Annotated in this window: 18 protein-coding genes; 8 read left to right on the top strand and 10 right to left on the bottom strand. The window is 71.3% G+C overall.

Annotated elements, in window-relative coordinates; genetic code table 11:
• Positions 1–5: 5 nt before the first annotated feature.
• Together ASF58_RS04560 and ASF58_RS04565 are read right to left on the bottom strand one after the other, a co-directional pair.
• Entirely contained in the window at positions 6–1730 is a 1725-nt protein-coding gene (locus ASF58_RS04560) for a sensor histidine kinase (protein ID WP_082512813.1), read from the bottom strand.
• A 97-nt stretch (positions 1731–1827) separates the two neighbouring features.
• Entirely contained in the window at positions 1828–2538 is a 711-nt protein-coding gene (locus ASF58_RS04565; RefSeq protein WP_055947774.1) for a response regulator transcription factor, read from the bottom strand.
• 383 nt (positions 2539–2921) lie between these two features.
• Between ASF58_RS04565 and ASF58_RS04570 the strand changes: the two genes are divergently transcribed.
• The gene (locus tag ASF58_RS04570) at positions 2922–3737 is read left to right on the top strand and encodes a DUF2470 domain-containing protein (RefSeq protein ID WP_055947777.1); all 816 of its coding nucleotides are present in this window, start codon (positions 2922–2924) and stop codon (positions 3735–3737) included.
• Positions 3738–3855: 118 nt separating this feature from the next.
• Here ASF58_RS04570 and ASF58_RS04575 read toward each other — a convergent pair whose 3' ends face one another.
• From ASF58_RS04575 to ASF58_RS04585, 3 genes are all read right to left on the bottom strand, one after another.
• A complete protein-coding gene (locus ASF58_RS04575) occupies positions 3856–4095 on the bottom strand; it encodes a hypothetical protein (protein WP_055947779.1) in 240 nt (79 codons plus the stop codon).
• Positions 4096–4232: 137 nt separating this feature from the next.
• Entirely contained in the window at positions 4233–5660 is a 1428-nt protein-coding gene (locus tag ASF58_RS04580; protein ID WP_055947782.1) for an ATP-binding protein, read from the bottom strand.
• Positions 5657–6457 carry a response regulator transcription factor gene (locus ASF58_RS04585; RefSeq protein ID WP_082512814.1) on the bottom strand — a complete coding sequence of 267 codons (801 nt, stop codon included), beginning with the start codon at positions 6455–6457 and terminating at the stop codon, positions 5657–5659. Before ASF58_RS04585 ends, ASF58_RS04580 begins: the two co-directional genes overlap by 4 nt.
• Before the next feature lie 344 nt (positions 6458–6801).
• Between ASF58_RS04585 and lepA the strand changes: the two genes are divergently transcribed.
• The 3 genes from lepA (at position 6802) to ASF58_RS04600 (ending at position 10344) form a co-directional block, all read left to right on the top strand.
• Entirely contained in the window at positions 6802–8607 is a 1806-nt protein-coding gene (lepA, locus tag ASF58_RS04590; protein ID WP_055948858.1) for a translation elongation factor 4, read from the top strand.
• Positions 8608–8623: 16 nt separating this feature from the next.
• Positions 8624–9490 carry a glycosyltransferase family 2 protein gene (locus ASF58_RS04595; RefSeq protein WP_082512815.1) on the top strand — a complete coding sequence of 289 codons (867 nt, stop codon included), beginning with the start codon at positions 8624–8626 and terminating at the stop codon, positions 9488–9490.
• A gap of 182 nt (positions 9491–9672) precedes the next feature.
• Positions 9673–10344 carry a L,D-transpeptidase gene (locus tag ASF58_RS04600; RefSeq protein WP_055947785.1) on the top strand — a complete coding sequence of 224 codons (672 nt, stop codon included), beginning with the start codon at positions 9673–9675 and terminating at the stop codon, positions 10342–10344.
• Positions 10345–10410: 66 nt separating this feature from the next.
• Here the strand turns inward: ASF58_RS04600 and ASF58_RS04605 are convergent, their stop codons facing one another.
• From ASF58_RS04605 to ASF58_RS04625, 5 genes are all read right to left on the bottom strand, one after another.
• Positions 10411–11466: a GGDEF domain-containing protein gene (locus tag ASF58_RS04605; RefSeq protein WP_082512816.1), complete on the bottom strand. Its 1056-nt coding sequence runs from the start codon at positions 11464–11466 to the stop codon at positions 10411–10413.
• Positions 11467–11651: 185 nt separating this feature from the next.
• Positions 11652–12053 carry a hypothetical protein gene (locus ASF58_RS04610; RefSeq protein ID WP_244477201.1) on the bottom strand — a complete coding sequence of 134 codons (402 nt, stop codon included), beginning with the start codon at positions 12051–12053 and terminating at the stop codon, positions 11652–11654.
• Between the two features lie 170 nt (positions 12054–12223).
• Complete coding sequence (locus tag ASF58_RS04615) at positions 12224–12610, bottom strand: hypothetical protein (RefSeq protein WP_055947790.1); 387 nt, start codon at positions 12608–12610, stop codon at positions 12224–12226.
• A gap of 66 nt (positions 12611–12676) precedes the next feature.
• Complete coding sequence (locus ASF58_RS04620; RefSeq protein ID WP_055947793.1) at positions 12677–14536, bottom strand: methylmalonyl-CoA mutase subunit beta; 1860 nt, start codon at positions 14534–14536, stop codon at positions 12677–12679.
• 169 nt (positions 14537–14705) lie between these two features.
• Positions 14706–15509, bottom strand: a complete 804-nt coding sequence (locus ASF58_RS04625; protein ID WP_055948865.1) for an undecaprenyl-diphosphate phosphatase — start codon at positions 15507–15509, stop codon at positions 14706–14708.
• Between the two features lie 255 nt (positions 15510–15764).
• Here ASF58_RS04625 and ASF58_RS04630 point away from each other — a divergent pair, with 255 nt between their 5' ends.
• From ASF58_RS04630 to ASF58_RS04645, 4 genes are all read left to right on the top strand, one after another.
• Positions 15765–16457, top strand: a complete 693-nt coding sequence (locus ASF58_RS04630; protein WP_055947796.1) for a glutathione S-transferase family protein — start codon at positions 15765–15767, stop codon at positions 16455–16457.
• Between the two features lie 161 nt (positions 16458–16618).
• Positions 16619–17752, top strand: a complete 1134-nt coding sequence (gene queG, locus ASF58_RS04635; RefSeq protein WP_244477202.1) for a tRNA epoxyqueuosine(34) reductase QueG — start codon at positions 16619–16621, stop codon at positions 17750–17752.
• Positions 17749–18612: an SDR family oxidoreductase gene (locus tag ASF58_RS04640; RefSeq protein ID WP_055947799.1), complete on the top strand. Its 864-nt coding sequence runs from the start codon at positions 17749–17751 to the stop codon at positions 18610–18612. Before queG ends, ASF58_RS04640 begins: the two co-directional genes overlap by 4 nt.
• 84 nt (positions 18613–18696) lie before the next feature.
• Positions 18697–19788, top strand: coding sequence for an acyltransferase (locus ASF58_RS04645; RefSeq protein ID WP_156375519.1), 1092 nt, complete (start codon positions 18697–18699; stop codon positions 19786–19788).
• Positions 19789–19790: the final 2 nt, after the last annotated feature.

A 19790-nucleotide genomic window follows, 5' to 3' on the forward strand; every position in this document is an offset into this window, starting at 1 on the left:
CCGGCTCAGCGGGTCACCGCCGGCAGGCGCACGATGAAGCGGGCGCCGCGCACCGTCGGCTCGCCGTCCTCGTCGGCCGGACCGGGCCGGTTCTCGGCCCGGATCGTGCCGCGATGGGCCTGGACGATCTGGCGCGAGATCGAGAGGCCGAGGCCGGAATTCTGGCCGAAGCCCTGCTCCGGGCGGTCCGTGTAGAAGCGCTCGAAGATCCGCTCCAGGGCATGCTCGGGGATGCCGGGACCCTCGTCCTCGACGATGAGCTCGACATCGTTGCGCACCCGGCGCAGGGCCACCCGGACCTTGGCATCGGGGGGCGAGAACGAGCGGGCATTGTCGAGGAGGTTGTTGACCACCTGGCCGAGGCGGCTGTCGTGGCCGAAGATCGTGAACGGCGAGTCCAGCTCGCCCGCGAGCGTGTCCACGTCGAACTGGATCGGCGCGTCCTTCGCGCGCCGGCGCTCGTTGGCCACCGAGACCACGGTGGTCATCAGCTTGCGCATGTCGACCCGGCGCGCCTCGGCGCGGGCGAGCTCGGCATCGAGGCGCGAGGCATCGGAGATGTCGGAGATCAGGCGGTCGAGGCGTTTCACGTCGTGCTGGATGATGGCGAGCAGGCGCCCGCGCGAATCATCCGACTTCGCCAGGGGCAGGGTCTCGACGGCGCTGCGGAGCGAGGTGAGGGGGTTCTTCAGCTCGTGGCTGACATCGGCCGCGAAGCTCTCGATGGCGTCGATCCGGCGATAGAGCGCCTGGGTCATGTCGCGCAGCGCCCCCGAGAGGTGGCCGATCTCGTCGGTGCGCCCGGTGAAGTCGGGGATCTCCTCGCGGGACTTGATGCCCAGCCGCACCTTCTCGGCGGCGTCCGCGAGGCGCCGCACCGGGCCCGCGATGGCGCCCGCGAGCAGGATCGAGAGCACGAGCATCACCGCCGCGGCGATCAGGAAGACCTGCAGCAGGCCGAAGCGCTCCGAGGCGATGACGCGGTCGATGTCGCCCCCTTGCGTGGACAGCATCAGGGCGCCGCGCACGGAGTTGGCCCGCTGGATCGGCACCGCCACGGAGACGATGGTCTCGCCGACCGGGTTGCGGCGGACGATGGTGCCGCGGGCGCCCGCGAGCGCCACCTGGACCTCCTTCAGGCCGTGGCCGCTGGCCGGGCCGACATCCTCGGTCACGCCCGGGGCCGCGCCGTCGCCGCCGAGCTGCGTCCCGAACTTCGCCTGGACGGTCTCCCAGGCCTTCTCCAGCCAGGTGCGCTTGCGGGGCCGCACATCCGGGTCGCTGCGGTTCATCTCGCCCCGCGCCGAGAGGGTGCGGGTGTCGAACAGCAGGCCGCCTTCCTGGTCGTAGACCCGGGCGCGGTTGCCGGTGGGGGTGATCAGCCGGCGCAGCAGCGGGGCCACGCGCTCCGGGTTGAGCGAGAAGGTGAGGGGGGAGGAGGGCTCCTCGGCCTCGCCGGCCTGGAGCTGGAGCAGCTTGTCGGGGTCGATCCGGATCGCGTCGGTCTCGACGGAGGCCGAGGAGGCGATGGCGCCGGCGATGATCTCGCCCTGGATCAGGAGGCTCTGCACCCGGGCCTGGATCAGGCCCTGGCGGAACTGGTTCAGGTAGAGGAAGCCGAACAGGAGCGCGATGAGCCCGACGAGGTTGAGCACGACGATGCGTCGCGTCAGGCTCGACGAGGCACGCTGACCGATCCCGTTCCAGATCTGGCGCGGCCAGCCCAGCATGCCGCGCGACGGGATTTCGGCTTGGTCTGTGGTGGCCACGAGCGTCCGGTGGTGAGGGAACAGCGTTGCGGGAGGGGTAAGAGACCCGGGCCGGGTCTCAGCTCTCCTTGAAGCGGTAGCCGACGCCGTAGAGCGTCTCGATCATGTCGAAGCTCGTGTCGGTCACCTTGAACTTCTTGCGCAGGCGCTTGATGTGGCTGTCGATGGTCCGGTCGTCGACGTAGACCTGGTCGTCGTAGGCCGCGTCCATCAGGGCGTTGCGGCTCTTCACGACGCCCGGGCGATGGGCCAGGGCCTGCAGGATCAGGAACTCCGTCACCGTCAGGGTGACGGGCTCCCCCTTCCAGGTGCAGGTGTGGCGCTCGGGGTCCATCATCAGGAGGCCGCGCTCCAGGGAGCGGGCGGCGGCGTCGGCCTCGCGGGCGGCGGCGCCCGGGCCGTCCTTCGGGGCAAAGCGCCGGAGCACCGCCTTCACGCGCTCCACGAGGAGGCGCTGCGAGAACGGCTTATGGATGAAGTCGTCGGCGCCCATCTTGAGGCCGAACAGCTCGTCGATCTCCTCGTCCTTCGAGGTCAGGAAGATCACGGGAAGGTCGGATTTCTGCCGCAGACGCCTGAGAAGCTCCATCCCGTCCATGCGCGGCATCTTGATGTCGAAGATCGCGAGATCCGGCGGGGAATGCTTCAGGCCGTCCAGCGCCGAGGCCCCGTCGGTGTAGGTCTGGATCCGGTACCCCTCGGTCTCGAGGGCGATCGAGACGGAGGTGAGGATGTTTCGGTCGTCGTCCACGAGGGCGATGGTCGGCATGCGCGTGTCCTGTTGCTCGGATGCGGCTCGGCGGACGTCTGATGGCGCCAGCCCCTCCGCATCCCACCCCATCCTCCGTCGCGGACGGAGGGCAGAGATCGGCAAAAACGCGGTGGCGACCGTGCCGGGGAGGCGGGCCGCGTTCGCGCGGAGAGTCAGGCTGTGTAATGGCTCTATGCTGAAAAAGCGAGCGACCTCGGTCGGTTGTTCGTTTGGCGCTTGACTGATGCCAACGGGCCGCAGTCCGGTACCCTCGTGCGGAGCCCCGATCCCTGGCTATGATCCCCTGGCTGAACGCGGCCTGAGCGCCGGTTCGCCAGCACCGAATCGAGGGGATCTTCATGGCCGCAGGCGAAATCAGCAGTGCTCCAGGCGAGACCAGAATGGCCGAGGGCGGAACCGGGACCGCGGGGGCGCGGCGCGGGCCGGCGGTGCCGCTGCCGGCCTCCGAGGCGCCGTTCGACGCGATCGGCCTTGCCCGCCATCTCCTGCGCAGCATCCGTTCCGGCGCCCTGGCCACCCTCGACCCGGAGGACGGCACGCCCTTCGCCTCCCTGGTGACCATCGCCACGGACGTCGACGGGACGCCCCTGATGCTGCTCTCGCGGCTCTCGGCCCATACCCGCAACCTGCTGAAGGACCCGCGGGCCTCGCTGCTGTTCAGCGCCGGCGGCAAGGGCGACCCGCTCGCCCATCCGCGCCTGACCGTGACGGGTCGGGTGACCCAGACGCCGGACCCGCGGGCCCGTGCCCGCTTCGTCGCCCGGCATCCGAAGGCGAAGCTCTATGCCGACTTCCCCGATTTCGGCTTTTTCGCCCTCGAACCCGTGGCCGGGCATCTCAACGGCGGGTTCGCCAAGGCCGCCGTGCTGACGGCCGACGAGCTGCGCCTCGACCTCACCGGCGCCGAGGGGCTGGTGGCGGGCGAGGCCGGCGCCGTCGAGCACATGAACGCTGACCATGCCGACGCCCTCGCGCTCTACGCCCAGGCCGCCGGCGCCGAGCCCGGCCCCTGGCGGCTCACCGGCCTCGACCCGGAGGGCATGGACCTCCTCACCGGCGACCGGACCGCGCGGGTGCTCTACCCGGCGCCGGTCCGTGAGATGGGCGCCCTGCGCAAGGTGCTGGTGACGATGGCGGCCCAGGTGCGCGCCGGGGAGGCCGCGCCGGCGGACCAGGGTCCGCCAGGCTCATCCTGAGCCGGACGGACCCTTGAGTCTTATCTTGAAGGTTGGCGTTCCGGGAGAACCGGGTCCCCCTGAGCCCCGACAGACGCCAGGCCCGGGCGCGACGCCCTCGGCCGGACCGGACGCGTCCTTACTGCTTGTCGGGGCTGTGCGTGTGGGTGAGGCCATCCTTGGCCGCCTGCACCGGCTTGCTGCGCCCGGTCACCGCGCCGCGCTCGGCGTGGTGGTTCGGGCCGCCCGAGACGCCGCCGGTGTTCGGGAAGGCCTGCGACGGGTTGTCGGAGTTTCCGTTGCCCTCGGTGGCGGAGGCCTGGCCCGCCAGGGCGGTCAGCAGGGCCAGGGACAGAAGCGTGATGCTGATGCGCGACATGGTCTCGTCCTCGTGTCTCGCAGCCCCGTTGGCTGCGTCGAGACCTGATGTAGCCGCGGCGCTTGGCTGGCCGATGCCGGGTCTGTGACGAAGTGTGGCGCGCGGCGCCGGACCCCCGTCGCCGACCGAATCCCGCCTCAGCCGGCCGGGCGCGGCAGGGTGATCCGCACCCGCAGGCCGCCGCCGGGCCGGGTCGCCAGGCCGATCTGGCCGCCCTCGGCCTCGATCACCCGGCGGGCGATGGTCAGGCCGAGCCCGGTGCCGCCGGTGTTGCGGTTGCGGGAGGTTTCCAGGCGGGTGAACGGCGCGAAGGCCCGCTCGACCGCGTCGGGCGACAAGCCGGGGCCGTCGTCGTCGACCTGCAGCTCCAGCGTCGAATCCGCGATCGCCAGGCCGATCCGGGCGCGCTCCCCGTACCGGACGGCGTTGTCGACCACGTTGTCCAGGGCGCGCCGGAGCGCCACCGGCCGGATGGCGGCGAGCGCCCGCCCGGGCCCCTCGTACACCACCGCGTGCCCGGCATCCTGCCCGGCATCGGCGATGCTCATCAGCAGGCTGGCGACGTTGGTGACCCGCCGGACCTCCGGGTCGGCATCGCCGCGCAGGTAGGCCAGGGTCGAGTCGATCATCGCCTGCATGTCGTCGAGGTCGGACGCCATCGCGCGGCGCTGCGCGTCGTCGGCAAGTTCTTTGTCGGGAAGTGCGTTGTCGGCAAGTTCTTTGTTGGGAAGGGCGTTGTTGGCAAGTTCATTGTTGGCAAGGGCGTTGTCGGCCAGCGCGTCGAGGCGCAGGCGCAGGCGCGCGATCGGCGTCCGCAGGTCGTGGGACACGGCGGCGAGGGCCTGGGTCCGCTCGGTGACGAGGTCGCGGATGCGCAGCTGCATGCCGTTGAGGGCGCGGGCGATCGCGCGGGTCTCGTCGGGGCCGACCTCGGGCACCGGCACCACCCGGCCCTGGCCGGCGGCGTCGCCGATCAGCCCGGTGATGCGGCCCAGCGTGCGCAGCGGCCGGGCGATCCGGTGGGTCAGGAGCACGGCGGCGAGGCCGACCAGGATCGCCATCGCGGTCGCCAGCACGGCCCAGGGATTGCGCAGGGCCATGCCCGAGGCATGGGCGGAGTGGAAGGTCAGCTGGCTGCCGTCCGGGAGCGCCAGCGTCCCGCCGAGATCGAGCCGGTGCATCGGATCCGCGTCGCCCTCCATCGCCAGGGACAGGCCGGTCCCGAGGCTGGGGTCGAGGGCGGCCAGGCGCTGGTGCAGGGGGGCCAGGGCCGGGTCGCTCTCGGGCTGGGCCGGGGCGGGGGCCTCCGTCCAGGCCAGCTCGAAAAGCGGGTTGGACAGGGCCTTGGCCTCGGCGTTCCGCTCCGCCGGCGGCCGCCGCATCACCGCCTCGCGGGCCAGGGCGAGCTGCGTCGCCACCTGGGCGGCGAAGGCCTCGGCCGCGGCGGCCGCCGCCGACTGGCGATAGAGCAGCAGGGCCCCGCCATGCACCACCAGGATGGCGACGAGGAGGACGACGAGCGTCCGGGCCTCGAGGCTGCGGGCCAGGGCGAACAGGCGTCTCACCGGCGCTCGACCTTGGCGGCCAGCATGTAGCCCGACCCCCGCACCGTCTTGATCACCGGCGGCTCGCCCTCGGGCGGGTCGAGCTTGCGCCGCAGGCGGCTGACGAGGGTGTCGACGCTGCGGTCGGACGGCGATCCGAGGCGGGCGCGGGACAGTTCGAGGATCTGCTCGCGGCCGAGGACCCGCCCGGGATGGTCGAGGAACACCAGCAGGAGGTCGTATTCCGCACCGGAGAGGTCGACGCCGGCGCCGCCCGGGTCGACCAGGGTGCGGCTGCGCAGGTCGAGGCGCCAGCCCGCGAAGGCCAGGGTCTCGCCGCCGAGGGAGACCGCCGGTGCCACGACGGAGCGCCGCAGCACCGCCCGGATGCGGGCGAGCAGCTCCGGGCGCCCGAACGGCTTGGCGAGGTAGTCGTCGGCGCCGAGTTCCAGGCCCAGCACCCGGTCCGCCTCCTCGCCGCGCGCGCTGACGATGATGACCGGCACGGTGGAGCGCGCGCGCAGGGCCCGCAGCAGGTCGAGGCCCGAGGCGCCGGGCAGCATGACGTCGAGGAGGATCAGCTCGACCCCGCCCTGCGGCAGCAGCCGCCACATCTCGGCGCCGCTCCGGCAACCGGTGACCCGGTAGCCGCTGTCGCGCAGGGCCCGGGTCAGCAGGATGCGCAGGCCGTCGTCGTCCTCCACCAGGAGGACGTGGCCCAAGACAGTCTGGCCCAAGGCAGGCTGGCCCGGGGCGTTCTGATCCAGGGCGGTCTGGTCCCGATCCGGCCTCGGCCCGGCGCCCTCCAGAGGAGACATGGTTCTGGCTCGGCGTCCTGACGGCGCCCGGGACCGCGAATCGGCGGGCGTCGGGACTCAGCCGGAAATCGCCGGCCGCCGCAAGCTTGCGCCGGGCCCGGCCTTCTTCGCCCGGGCCCGGCGCGCTGGTGCGGCGCGCGGCCGGCGTTCGGGCCGCGGCGCCTAGCTTTGGGCCGCGGCGCTTACTTTTGGGCCGCGGCGCTTACCTTTGGGCCGCGGCGCGTGCGCTTGGCGCAGGGGGCCGGCGCTGCTATCTGCGGGCGACCTGTTTCCCATTCCAAGAAACCGTGCGCCGGGTCCGTCCCTTGGACGGCGGGCCGCGCGCGCCGGAGATCGCATCCTCGATGACAACGACCCCCATCGACAACATCCGCAACTTCTCCATCGTCGCGCATATCGACCACGGCAAGTCGACCCTCGCCGATCGCCTGATCCAGACCACCGGCACGGTGGCCCTGCGCGACATGAGCGAGCAGATGCTCGACTCGATGGACATCGAGAAGGAGCGCGGCATCACCATCAAGGCGCAGACGGTGCGGCTCGAATACAAGGCCGAGGACGGTAAGGACTACGTCCTCAACCTGATGGACACGCCCGGCCACGTCGACTTCGCCTACGAGGTGTCCCGCAGCCTCGCCGCCTGCGAAGGCTCGCTGCTGGTGGTCGACGCCTCGCAGGGCGTCGAGGCGCAGACGCTCGCCAACGTCTACCAGGCGCTCGACGCCAACCACGAGATCGTGCCCGTCCTCAACAAGATCGACCTGCCGGCGGCGGAGCCGGAGCGCATCCGCGCCCAGATCGAGGAGGTGATCGGCATCGACGCCTCCGAGGCGGTGGCGATCTCGGCCAAGAGCGGCCTCAACATCGAGGCGGTGCTGGAGGCCATCGTCACCCGCCTGCCGCCGCCCAAGGGCGACCGCGACGCGCCCCTCAAGGCCCTGCTGGTGGACAGCTGGTACGACGTCTATCTCGGCGTCGTCGTGCTGGTGCGCATCGTCGACGGCGTGCTGAAGAAGGGCATGAACATCCGCATGATGCGGGCCGATGCCGTCCACGGCGTCGACAAGATCGGCGTGTTCCGCCCGAAGATGGCCGATATCGGCGAACTCGGCCCCGGCGAGGTCGGCTTCTTCACCGGCTCGATCAAGGAGGTGGCCGACACCCGCGTGGGCGACACGCTCACGGAGGACAAGCGCCCCTGCAAGGAGATGCTGCCGGGCTTCAAGGACGTGCAGTCGGTGGTGTTCTGCGGGCTCTTCCCCGTGGACGCGGCCGAGTTCGAGACCCTGCGCAGCGCCATGAGCAAGCTCCGGCTCAACGACGCCTCGTTCTCCTACGAGATGGAAACCTCGGCCGCCCTCGGCTTCGGCTTCCGCTGCGGCTTCCTCGGCCTGCTGCACCTGGAGATCATCCAGGAGCGCCTGGAGCGCGAATTCAACCTCGACCTGATCTCCACGGCGCCCTCCGTGGTCTACCGCCTGCAGATGACGGACGGCACGATCAAGGAGCTGCACAACCCGGCCGACATGCCGGACGTGATGAAGATCACCGCCATCGAGGAGCCGTGGATCCGCGCCACCATCCTCACCCCCGACGAGTATCTCGGCGGCGTGCTGAAGCTCTGCCAGGATCGGCGCGGCACCCAGGTCGACCTCAACTACGTCGGCAAGCGGGCCATGGTGGTCTACGACCTGCCGCTCAACGAGGTGGTGTTCGATTTCTACGACCGGCTGAAGTCGATCTCCAAGGGCTACGCCTCGTTCGACTATCACATCTCCGACTACCGCGAGGGCGACCTGGTGAAGATGTCGATCCTCGTGAACGCCGAGCCGGTCGACGCCCTCTCGATGCTGGTCCACCGCACCCGGGCCGAGCATCGCGGCCGGGCCATGTGCGAGAAGCTCAAGGACCTGATCCCGCGCCACCTGTTCCAGATCCCGGTCCAGGCGGCGCTCGGCGGCAAGATCATCGCCCGCGAGACCATCAAGGCCCTGTCCAAGGACGTGACCGCCAAGTGCTACGGCGGCGACATCTCGCGCAAGCGCAAGCTCCTCGACAAGCAGAAGGAGGGCAAGAAGAAGATGCGCCAGTTCGGCAAGGTCGAGATCCCGCAGGAGGCGTTCATCGCCGCCCTGAAGATGGACGATTGAGCCGGGCCGCCCGACCGTGGATCCCCATTCGGACCCCCATTCGGACCCGACCACGCCGATCCCGCTGACCGTCCTGATCCGCACGCTGAACGAGGCGGACCGGATCTCGGCGGCGATCCGCTCGGCGCTGCCGCTGAACTGCGAGATCCTCGTCATCGACGCGGGGTCGACGGATGCCACCGTGTCGATCGCCGAGGCCCTCGGGGCCCGGGTGGTGGTGAACCCCTGGATGGGGTTCGGCCCCCAGCGGCGGTTCGGCGAGGCGCTTTGCCGGCACGACCACGTCTTCAGCGTCGATGCCGACGAGATCCTGACGCCGGAGATCGTCCGCGAGATCCGGGGGATCTTCCAAAGGCCCGCGATTCCGCCCCTAATGATCGTCCGCAAGGCGATGGTGCTGCCCCACCACGCGCGCCCCTCGCCCTGGGCCTTCTGCACCGAGAACATCTACCTCTACGACCGGCGCGTGGCGCGCACGACCGACAACCCGAACTGGGACAAGCTCGCGATCACCACGGACGCGAAGCCGGTGACGATCCGGTCCGTGGTCTGGCACCACACCTTTCGCGACTGGAACCACGCCATCGCCAAGTCGAACTATGTCGGGCAGCTCGCCGCCGACACGCAGCCGATCGGCTCGCGCTTCGAGACCGGCCTGCGGCTGGTGTTCGAGTATCCGCTCAACTTCCTGAAGTTCTACGTCCTGCGGCGCTTCTTCCTCGCCGGCCTCGACGGCTTCGTGATGGCCAGCGTGCTCGCCTATGGCCGCTTCATCCGGATCGCGAAGATGCACGAGGCGACCCGCGGCCAGCCCTCGACGGGGCTGCCGTTCCTGCGCCGGGCCAAGCGCCCGCCCGCCGACACGCGGGCCGGATCCGGCTGAGGCCCCGCCGCCCCCGCCGGTCATCTCCGCGACGCAATCGGCCGGCTCCTGTTCGCGGGTGACGTCCGCCCCCGGCGCCCGGCTTGCCAGCCGGCGCGGGGACCGGCACTGTCAGCTTGGCCATAAGGCCGCGCGGGGTCGATCGGTCGGCCCGCCGCGCGACGGAAGACGGGACGCCTGCGATGACGAGGGACACGAGGACCATGGAGTTCGGCCGCCTGAGCCGCCGGTCGTTCCTGGCCGGCACGGGCGCGGGTCTCGGCGCCCTGGGGCTTGCCGGCTGCGTCGCCTCGGACGGCGCCCTGCGCGCCGAGGCGGCCAAGATCTACGGCCCGATGCCGGAGGAGAAGTTCCCCATCCCGGCCACCGACATCAGCAAGGTCGATCCGAAATACTTCCGCCGCACGGTCCCGTACGAGACCAAGGAGGCGGCCGGCACGATCATCGTCGATCCGGCCAACTACTACGTCTACCGCGTCGAGGGCGACGGGACCGCCACCCGCTACGGCGCCAATGTCGGCCGCGACGGATTCCGGTGGAGCGGCGACGCCTATGTCGGGCGCAAGTCCGAATGGGCCACCTGGACCCCGCCCGCGGAGATGATCCGGCGCCAGCCCGAGGCGGCCAAGTACGCCCGCGGCATGCCGGGCGGCCTCGACAATCCGCTCGGCGCCCGCACCCTGCATCTCTACCAGAACGGCGCCTACACCCTCTACACGATCTACGCCTCCGGCGAGCCCGACACCATCGGCTCGGGCATCACCAGCGGCTGCGTCGGCCTGCTGAGCCAGGACATGATCCACCTCTACGCCCGCACGCCGGTGAAGACGAAGGTGGTGGTCCTCCCGGCCTGAGGCCGGGGATCGCGGGCCGCCGGCGCCCGGGCCGTTTCTCCGCGGGCCGCCGAAGGCAGGGCGGGCTCAGCGCGGCTGGGCCATGCGCAGGGTGCCGCGGCCGGCGGCCTTGGCCGCGTAGAGGGCCGCGTCCGCGCGGATGAAGAGATCCGCCGGCGCCGAGGCGGCGGCCCGGGCGATACCCACGGAGGCCCCGAACCGGAGGCAGACGCCGCCATGGGGGTAGGGTTCGCGCATGGCCGTGACGATGCGCCGGCCGATCGCCTCGCAGAGCGGCCCGTCGGCCCCCTGCGCCACCAGGACGGCGAACTCGTCGCCACCGATGCGGGCGACGAGGTCCGTGTCCCGGCAGGCCGCCCGGAGGCGCCGCGCCGCCTCCTGCAGGCAGGCATCGCCCACGGCATGCCCGTGGCTGTCGTTGATCGCCTTGAAGCCGTCGAGATCGACCAGGAGCAGGGCCCCGGTCTCCGACATCTGCGCCAGGCGGTCGTCGAAGACGGACCGGTTGGCGAGGCCCGTCATGCGGTCGAATTCCGCCTGGTAGCGCGTGCGCTCGGCGCTGAGCGTCTGCGCGGTGATGTCCTGCTTGAACCCGAACAGGCGCGCGGGGACGCCCGCGCGGGTCTCCACCGACCCGGTGATCCGGATCCAGCGACGGCTGCCGCGGCGCGCGACGATCTCGGCATCGAGCGTGAAGGCGGAGCGCCGGCCGATCGCCTCCGACCGAACGGCCCCGAGGTGGCGTCGCGCCTCCTCGGTGTAGCAGGCGAGGGTGTCCTGCCGGTTCACCGCGGATCCGTGCGGGAATTCGAACAGGTCGTAGATCCCGTCGCTCCAGCGCAGGGACTCGGTCGGCAGGTCGCATTGCCAGAGGCCGATCCGCGCTTCGGTCGTGGCCTCCTCGAAGACGCGGGTCAGGTCGGCGAGGGCATCGGCCTGGCGCTGGATCAAGGCCGCCTGGGCGTCGAGTTCGTGGCGCAGGGTGAGGATCGTCGCGGTGTCCCGCCAGCTTTGGGCGGCCGCGGCATCGACCGCGCGGGTGGCCAGCCGGAGGGCGGCGGAGGCCAGGCGCGGGCGGCGTGGCGCCGGCAGCGCCTGACCGGGGTCGTCGGAAGAGTTCAAGCGTCGTGCCCCGTTCGCGCCAAGGCGTGCCTCCGGGTGGAACGGACATCGCTGGCGACGTCCCGCCGTGTCCGACACGTCCTGCCGTCGTCAGGACGTCCCGCCGTGTCCCAGATGACCCTGGACCGTGACGATCGCACGGCGCCGGTTAACGGAGGCCAACCCGGCGGCGCCGGCGCCGCGTCCTACTCGGCGGGCTTGTCCAACTCCTGCGCCTCGGCCTTGTCGACCGGCGGCTCGGCGCTCGCCACGGACTTGCGCTCCAGCATCGGCTGCAGGCGCTCGGCGAGCTGCTGACCGAGATGGCGCGTATAGGCGTTCTGGAAGTAGCGGGCGCCGGTGCCGCGGCCGTAGAGGCGGTCATGCGCCTGGATCATCGCGTCGACCTCCGGGCGGCACAGGAAGCCCGTGATGCCGGCGGCCTCGTACCAGCGGCCCGCCCGGGCGTGGCGGGTCGCGGCGGGGTTCGCCAGCACGGTCTCGGCGAAACAGTCCGTCGCCGCCCCCTCGAGGGGCGACATGACCGCGTGCGGGTGGGTCGGATTACGCCCTGCCGCCTCCGCCGCGGCGCCCCATCCCAAGGTCATCACCAACGCGCCGAACAGCAAAGCCTTCATCGTCGGAAGCCCCGTGCGAAATCGATCTCGATTCGGCGCGAGTATTCACCAGTGATTCGGTCCGGAGAAGGGCAGAAGTCCGGCCGTTGGAGGCCCGACGATGATCGGCGCGCGATTGTGGCGCGCCCATCACAGGGCCGTCAGCCCCGACGCTCGGCGTTCCAGCGGCCGCTGCAGGCGATCAGCCCGGTGGTGTTCCAGGTGCCGTTGCCGGTGCCCGAGCGGCCCAGCCGGCCGACCACGTCGGCGGCGTCGTTGCCGCGGGAGATCACCGCCCGCACCGCGCCGCTCTGAGAGACGCGCCCGTTGATGTTGAACTCGCCGCCGGCATAGCTCGCCTCGCCGCGCCGGATATGGACGCCGTAGCGGTAGGCGCGGTCGCAGGGACCGTCGAGGGTGACCACCTCGATGCTCCAGGTGCCGTCGTAGCGGTTCGGAACCTGGACCTTCTTCTTGGCGGCGTCCGCGACCCCGGCGGAGGCGGTCAGGAGGGCGAGGGTGGTCGCCGCGAGGGCTGCGCGTCGCATGGAAATCCGTTCGTGATTCGACTTGATTGGGTCGAGAACGAACGTGGTCGCCCCCGGGTTGCGCGCCTACGCGTTCGTCGCGTGCGCCAGCGCTCCCGTCAGCAGCGCCAGGACGTCGCCGCCGGCATGGAGATAGCCGTCGACGCCGGCCGCCGTCAGGGGCTCGGCGAGGTCGCCCGCCTTGCCGGCGAGGTACAGGGTGGTGGCCCCGGCCGCCTTGAGGGCGCGGGCGGCCTCCACCGCGTGGCTGGCGTAGAGCGCGTCGGAGGAGCACAGGCAGGCGATGCGGGCGCCGGAGGCGCGGAAGGCCTCGGCCAGGAGCGCCGGGTCGGTGAAGCCCTCCGCGTTCACCGCCTCGATGCCGCCGGCCGCGAAGGCGTTGGCGGCGAAGGTCGAGCGGGCGTTGAAGACCGCCACGGGGCCGAGATTGGCCAGGAACACCGTGGGGCGTCGGCCGCTCGCGGCGAGGGCCGCATCGGACGCGTCGCGCAGGGCCTCGTAGGGTTCGGCGAGGCGCAGGGACGGCAGGGGCGCGGCGGTGAGGACCGATCCGTGGCCGAAGCCCGTGGCCGGGGGCGCCGCCACGGGGGGGACGTCCAGGACCGTGACGGGCTTCTCGGCGAGGTAGGGGAACTCGCTGGCGCCGGTCAGGGCCTCGCGCCGGGTAGCGACGTTCCGGGCCCGGGTCGCCTGGATCGCGGCGATCCGTCCCTGGATCGTGCCGGCGCGCAGGCTGGCGACGATGCCGCCCTCGCGCTCGATCGCCTGGAAGGCCGCCCAGGCCGCCTCGGTCAGCTCGCCCGTCAGGGTCTCGAAGCTGCCGGCACCGGCGGCCGGGTCGGCCACGCGGGCGAGGTTCGATTCCTCGATGAGGACGATCTGGCTGTTGCGCACCACCCGGCGGGCGAAGGCGTCGCTGAGGCCCAGGGCCGCCGTGTAGGGCAGGGCGGTGATCGCGTCGGCGCCGCCGAGGCCGGCCGAGCAGGCGGCCATGGCGGTGCGCAGGATGTTCACGAAGGGGTCCCGCCGGCTCATCATCCTCCAGGCGGTCTCGGCATGGAGGCGCAGGGGGGCGGGGGCGAGCCCGCAGGCCGATTCCACCCGCGCCCAGAGACGGCGCATGGCCCGGAACTTGGCGATGGTCAGGAACTCGTCGGCATCGGCCGTGAGCAGGACGGCCACGGCGTCCCGGGCGCGCTCCAGGGCCTGCCCGCCGGCTTCGAGGGCGCGCAGGTAGGCCACCGCGGTGGCGAGCACGGCCCCCAGCTCGGTCGCCTCGCTGGCACCGGCCTCGTGGTAGGGCCGGCCGTCGGCGAGGCAGGCGCGTCCCGAGAAGCCCTCGGCGTCGAAGGCCGCCAGGGTGCGGGCGAGTTCGGCGCCGTAATCCTCCGCCAGGGCACCGCCCGCCGCGAGGGTGCCGATGGGGTCGAGGCCGAGGTCGAGGTCGAGGCCCTTGAGGGTCTCGCCGCGGGCCTTGACCATGTCCTTGATCAGGAAGGCGGCCTCGGTCCCGCGTGCGCCCGCATCGAGACGGGTGGCGATCAGCGGCAGCATCACGTTGCCGAGCGCGGCGTCGAGGTCCGCGGCGTTGGTGGCGGTGAGGCCGTAGCCCCGCGCCGCGGGGGCGCCGGCGAAGACCAGGGTGAGGGCGTCGGCGCCGCCCTCGAGATCGGCCAGGGCGAGGGCGCTCGCCTGGTCGCCCTCCGGATGGTCGACCCGCTGGGCCACGCGCCACGGGCCGGGGGCCCGCACGGGCTGCGCCACCGGGGCCGCGGCGTCGTAGAGCGGTTCGATGCGGATGCCGTCGGCCGTCTTCGAGACGAGGCGCTTCTCGAAATCGCCGCCCTTCAGGACTCCGTCGACGAGGCCGAGCCAGCGCGCGCGGGTCGCGGGCGGGAACAGGTCGGCGAGGGGACGGTCTTCCATCGGGGCGGGCCTCCGCAGATGCTTGGCTTTGGCCAAGCGGCGTTGCGCCGGCCGCGCGCAGCCGGACATTCTGATCCGGAGAGCCCTTGCACGGGGCGGCGCGCGGACGCAATCGCCTCCCCGTCCTGTATTCTTTATCCCGTCCGATCCGGCGCTCGGGCGCTCCGCGTCAGCCGAAGATGATCAGGCCGGCAAAGCCCAGCGAGCCGACGATGATGCGCCACCAGGCGAACAGCCGGAACCCGTGGGAGGCGACGTAGTCGAGCACCGTCCGGACCACGATGAAGGCCGAGATGAAGGCGACGATGAAGCCGATGACGATCAGGCCGGTGTCATCCCGGGACAGGTTCTTGTAGTTGTCGAGCAGGTCCTTGGCGAAGGCGCCCGCCATGGTCGGGATCGCGAGGTAGAACGAGAATTCCGTGGCCGAGCGCTTGTCGGCGCCCATGAGCATCGCGCCCACGATGGTGGCGCCCGAGCGCGACACGCCCGGGATCATCGCGAGGCACTGGAACAGGCCGATCCTGAAATCCATCGGCAGGGTGAAGTCGAAGACGTCGCGCTTCTTCACCTCGAGGTCGGTCTCGTCGAGGACGAGGAGGACGATGCCGCCGGCCACCAGGGTCGCGCAGACGATCCAGGGATTGAAGAGGTAGTACTTGATGTACTTCGAGAAGAGGCCGCCGATGATCGCCGCCGGCAGGAAGGCCACCAGGATCCCGAGGACGAAGCGACGGGCCTTGGGGTCGTTGGGGAGCGCCAGGGTGATGCCGAGCAGCCGGCGGAAGTAGACGGCCAGGATCGCCAGGATCGCGCCGAGCTGAATCAGCACCTCGAAGGTGTTGTTCGGTGATTCGAACCCGATGAAGTGTCCGACGAGGAGCTGGTGCCCGGTCGAGGAAACCGGAATGAACTCGGTCGCGCCCTCCACCACGGCAAGCACGACCGCCTTCGCGATGCCCATCGCATCCATCATCTCAGCGCCTCGAGGGTTGGAGGTGTTTCGTGGGACCGGGCCGGTCCGGAGCGAGCGGTGCGGATCCACCTCGCGCGGCCTTCGCGGATCGAGCCTGATCCGTCAAGGTTGACGGATGGTTATCGCGTTCGCCGCAGGCATGTTAATGAGGCGGCAACCCTCGGGCCATAAGTGTGATCGCCGCCGACCATCCCCGCGGGGCACCGACGCGGCCCGTCCCCCGGCAAACCCTCCCCGTTCGAAACGGCCTCGATGGCGACGCTTTACCACTCTCCTTTCTGCCCGCACTCACGCTTCATCCGCCTGGTCCTGTCCGAGATGGGCATGGAGCCGACGCTGATGGAGGAGCGTGCCTGGGACCGGCGCGAGGCCTTCCTGCTGATCAATCCGGCCGGGACGACGCCGGTGCTGGTGGAGCAGAGCGGGCTCGCCGTGCCGGGGGCCGGGATCATCGCCGAGTATCTCGACGAGACCCGCGGGCTCGGCCTCAGCGGCCGGCGCCTCCTGCCCGAGACCACGGCGGCCCGGGTCGAGGTGCGCCGCCTCCTCGACTGGTTCCTGGTCAAGTTCAACGCCGAGGTGACCGAGTACCTCGTCACCGAGAAGATCTCGAAGCGCTTCATGACCAGCGCCAACGGCGGCGGCCCGCCGGACATGAACGCCATTCGCGCCGCGCGCACCAACGTGCGCTACCACATGAAGTATATCGGCTACCTGATGTCCCGCCGGAAATGGCTGGCGGGCGACCATCTGACCTATGCCGATCTTGCGGCGGCGGCCCACCTCTCCTGCGTGGACTATCTCGGCGACGTGCCATGGGACGAGGACGAGACGGCGAGGGACTGGTACGCGCGGGTGAAGTCCCGCCCGTGCTTCCGCACCCTGCTGGCCGACCGGGTGCCGGGCATGGCGCCGGCGGACCACTACGCGAACCTGGATTTTTGAACGCACCGGGGCCGCCGCAGGCACGCGCCGCGAGCCGGCCGTTGCACGAACACGCCGCGAGCCGGCCGTCGCAGGAACGCGCCGCGAGCCAGCCGTTGCAGGCAACTGCCGCACGCAAGACACCCCGAAAAATTCTCGCGGGCGCCGACCTGCGTCGCGCCGTGGAGGCGCGCGCCCGCCTCCTCGGCTTCGAGGCCGTCCGCGTCACCCGCCCGGACGCGGTTCCCGAGCTTCGGACCCGGCTGCCCGCCTGGCTCGCCGCCGACCACCACGGCGAGATGGACTGGATGGTGGAGCGGGCCGACCAGCGGGCCGATCCCGCCACCCTGTGGCCCGGTGTCCGCAGCATCGTCATGCTGGGCATGAATTACGGCCCGGAGGTCGATCCCCGCGCGGTCCTGGCGCGGCGGGACCGGGGCGCCATCGCGGCCTATGCCCAGCGGCGCGACTACCACGAGGTGGTCAAGGGCAAGCTGAAGGAGCTCGGCGGCTACCTCTCGGCCAAGGGCGACGTCCGCGTGAAGGTCTTCGTCGACACGGCGCCCGTGATGGAGAAGCCCCTGGCCGCCGCCGCCGGCCTCGGCTGGCAGGGCAAGCACACGGTCCTGATCTCGCGCGCCTTCGGGAACTGGCTGCTGCTGGGTGCGATCTACACCTCGGCCGAGCTGGAGCCCGACACGCCGGAGACCGACCATTGCGGCTCGTGCCGGCGCTGCCTCGACATCTGCCCGACGAACGCCTTCCCGGCACCCTACCAGCTCGATGCCCGCCGCTGCATCGCCTACCTCACCATCGAGCATGCCGGGCCGATCCCGACCGAGTTCCGCGCCGCCATCGGCAACCGGGTCTTCGGCTGCGACGATTGCCTGGCCGTCTGTCCCTGGAACAAGTTCGCGGCGGCGGCCGCAGAGGGCCGCATGGCCGCCCGGGCCGACCTCGCCGCACCGGCCCTGGCCGACCTCGCCGGCCTCGACGAGGCGGCCTTCCGGGTCCGCTTCGCCGGCACGCCCGTGAAGCGGACGGGCCGCGACCGCTTCCTGCGCAACGTCCTCATCGCCATCGGCAACTCCGGTGAGCCCGGCCTCGCCGCGGCCGCCGAGGCGAACCTGTCCGACCCGTCGGCCCTGGTGCGCGGCATGGCGGTCTGGGCCCTCGGCCGCCTCGTCGCCCGGCCCCGTCTGCAGGACCTTTTCAACGCCCGGGGTTTCGGCGAAACCGACGACGCCGTCCGGGCCGAGTGGCGGTGCGCCCTCGATCCCGCCGGCTCCGAGACGACAGGACACGCCGCCTCATGAACCTCTTCGTCTTCGGCCTGGGCTTCACCGCCCGGCGCTTCGTGGAGCGCGCCCGCAGCCGCTTCGACACGGTGCGCGCCACGGTCACCGATCCGGGGCGGACCGGACCGGGCGACATCGCCGAGATGCGGGCCTTCGGACCCGATTCGAACGACCCCCGCATCGCGGCCGACCTCGCCGATACGGACGTGCTCCTCGTCTCGGCCCCTCCGGTCCGCGACCTCGACACGACCCTCGGCGTATACCGCGACGCCATCGCCCGGAGCCGCATCGGCTGGATCGGCTATCTCTCGACCATCGGCGTCTACGGCGACCACGGGGGCGCCTGGATCGACGAGGACACCGCCCCCAGCCCGGTGAGCGGCCGCTCGCAAGGTCGCCTCGCCGTCGAGGCGGCCTGGCTGACCCTGGGCCGCGAGACCGGCAAGCCCGTCCAGGTGTTCCGCCTGTCGGGCATCTACGGCCCGGGCCGCAACCCGATCGTCAAGCTGCGCGACGGCAAATCGCAGCGGATTATCAAGCCGGGACAGGTGTTTAACCGCATCCACGTGGACGACATCGCCACGACGCTGCTGGCCTCGATCGACAAGCCCCGGAACGGCGCGGTCTACAACGTCACCGACGACGAACCCACGCCGCCGCAGGTGGTCACGGAGTACGCCGCCAAGCTCGCCGGCCTGCCGCTGCCGCCGGAGATCGATTTCGAGACCGCCGACCTCAGCCCGATGGCGCGCAGCTTCTACGGCGAGAACAAGCGGGTCCGGAACCGCCGCATCCGGGACGAGCTCGGCGTCGACCTCGCCTATCCGACCTACCGCGAAGGCCTCGCCGCCCTCACCGCCGATGCGCGGACGGCCTAGCGTCCCGGCCTGCCCCGTGGGCGCCCGGGTTCGGTCGCACCGGCCATCGCGACGGTTCGGCCCGCATCACCGGGGGACCACGCCGTGAGAGTGCTCCATTCCCTCCAGGCGATGCGGGGGCTCGCGGCGTGCCTAGTCGTCTACGCCCATGCCTTCGACCTCGCCAAGACCCTGAGTTCCGGGCCGGCCGTCCAGGCCCGCCTCGGCTACCTTGAGGATTTCGGGGCCATCGGCGTCGACGTCTTCTTCGTCATCAGCGGCGTCATCATCACGCTCACGGCGCAGCGCATCGTCGATCTGCCGTCCGCACATCGCTTCGCCCGGCGCCGCGTCCTGCGCGTCGTACCGTATTACTGGCTCCTCAGCGGTCTCGTCGTCGGCCTGACGCTCCTGTCCGGGCTGCCCGACGCGCGCCGAATTCCGGCGACGGTGCTGTTCTTCCCGTTCAGTGCGCGCGGCTTCGAGATGCCGTACCTGGCGGTCGGCTGGACGCTCTGTTTCGAGATGCTGTTCTATCTCTGCGTCTATCTCGCCCGGGCGTGGCTGTTCTGGACGCCGACGCTCCGGTTCTCCGTGGCGCTCATCCTCTTCGCCGGGCTCTTCGTGCTGGCGCGGCCCGAGCCCGTCACCCTGTTCCTCCTCAACCCGATCATCCTCGAGTTCGGCTTCGGCATCGGCCTCGCCCGGCTCTATCGGCGCGGTACCGTCGGGCGCGCGGAGGCCCGGTATCTCTTCGCCTTCGGTCTGATCGGCTTTGCCCTGAACCTGATCTTCGGCTTCGGTCAGGCCTCGGAGCTGGAATACACCGTCGCCCTCCCGGGGGCCGCCTACCGGGTGCTGGTCTTCGGCGTTCCGAGCGCCGCCGTGGTGGGCGGCCTGCTGCTCATGGAGGGGGCCGGCGTGCGGATCGGAACGGCGCTGGAGGGACTGGGGAACGCGTCCTACTCGATCTATCTCACGCACACGCTCACGTTCGAAGTCATCCGGGCTGCGGTGCCGCGGAACAGCCTGGCGCCCGACCTCGCCATCGCCCTGGCGCTGGTCCTCGGCGTCGCGCTCGGGTTCGTGGCCTACCACGTCCTCGAGCGGCCGCTCCTGCGGGCCCTCGGGAGCCTTCCTGCCCCCGCCGGTCAGGGCCGTTCGGGGCCTGCCGCCACCGGGACGGCGAGCCCCTGAAC

Origin of the sequence: Methylobacterium sp. Leaf125 (assembly GCF_001423085.1) — a bacterium.
In the GTDB taxonomy this organism is placed as follows: Bacteria; Pseudomonadota; Alphaproteobacteria; order Rhizobiales; family Beijerinckiaceae; genus Methylobacterium.

Bases quoted from the DNA above. Each gene is read 5' to 3' on its own strand.
- ASF58_RS04620 (WP_055947793.1), bottom strand. From the start codon at position 14,536: ATGGAAGACCGTCCCCTCGCCGACCTGTTCCCGCCCGCGACCCGCGCG.
- ASF58_RS04625 (WP_055948865.1), bottom strand. From the start codon at position 15,509: ATGGATGCGATGGGCATCGCGAAGGCGGTCGTGCTTGCCGTGGTGGAG.
- ASF58_RS04610 (WP_244477201.1), bottom strand. From the start codon at position 12,053: ATGACCTTGGGATGGGGCGCCGCGGCGGAGGCGGCAGGGCGTAATCCG.
- ASF58_RS04630 (WP_055947796.1), top strand. From the start codon at position 15,765: ATGGCGACGCTTTACCACTCTCCTTTCTGCCCGCACTCACGCTTCATC.
- ASF58_RS04585 (WP_082512814.1), bottom strand. From the start codon at position 6,457: ATGTCTCCTCTGGAGGGCGCCGGGCCGAGGCCGGATCGGGACCAGACC.
- ASF58_RS04565 (WP_055947774.1), bottom strand. From the start codon at position 2,538: ATGCCGACCATCGCCCTCGTGGACGACGACCGAAACATCCTCACCTCC.
- ASF58_RS04570 (WP_055947777.1), top strand. From the start codon at position 2,922: ATGGCCGAGGGCGGAACCGGGACCGCGGGGGCGCGGCGCGGGCCGGCG.
- ASF58_RS04575 (WP_055947779.1), bottom strand. From the start codon at position 4,095: ATGTCGCGCATCAGCATCACGCTTCTGTCCCTGGCCCTGCTGACCGCC.
- lepA (WP_055948858.1), top strand. From the start codon at position 6,802: ATGACAACGACCCCCATCGACAACATCCGCAACTTCTCCATCGTCGCG.
- ASF58_RS04600 (WP_055947785.1), top strand. From the start codon at position 9,673: ATGACGAGGGACACGAGGACCATGGAGTTCGGCCGCCTGAGCCGCCGG.
- ASF58_RS04640 (WP_055947799.1), top strand. From the start codon at position 17,749: ATGAACCTCTTCGTCTTCGGCCTGGGCTTCACCGCCCGGCGCTTCGTG.
- ASF58_RS04560 (WP_082512813.1), bottom strand. From the start codon at position 1,730: ATGCTGGGCTGGCCGCGCCAGATCTGGAACGGGATCGGTCAGCGTGCC.
- ASF58_RS04615 (WP_055947790.1), bottom strand. From the start codon at position 12,610: ATGCGACGCGCAGCCCTCGCGGCGACCACCCTCGCCCTCCTGACCGCC.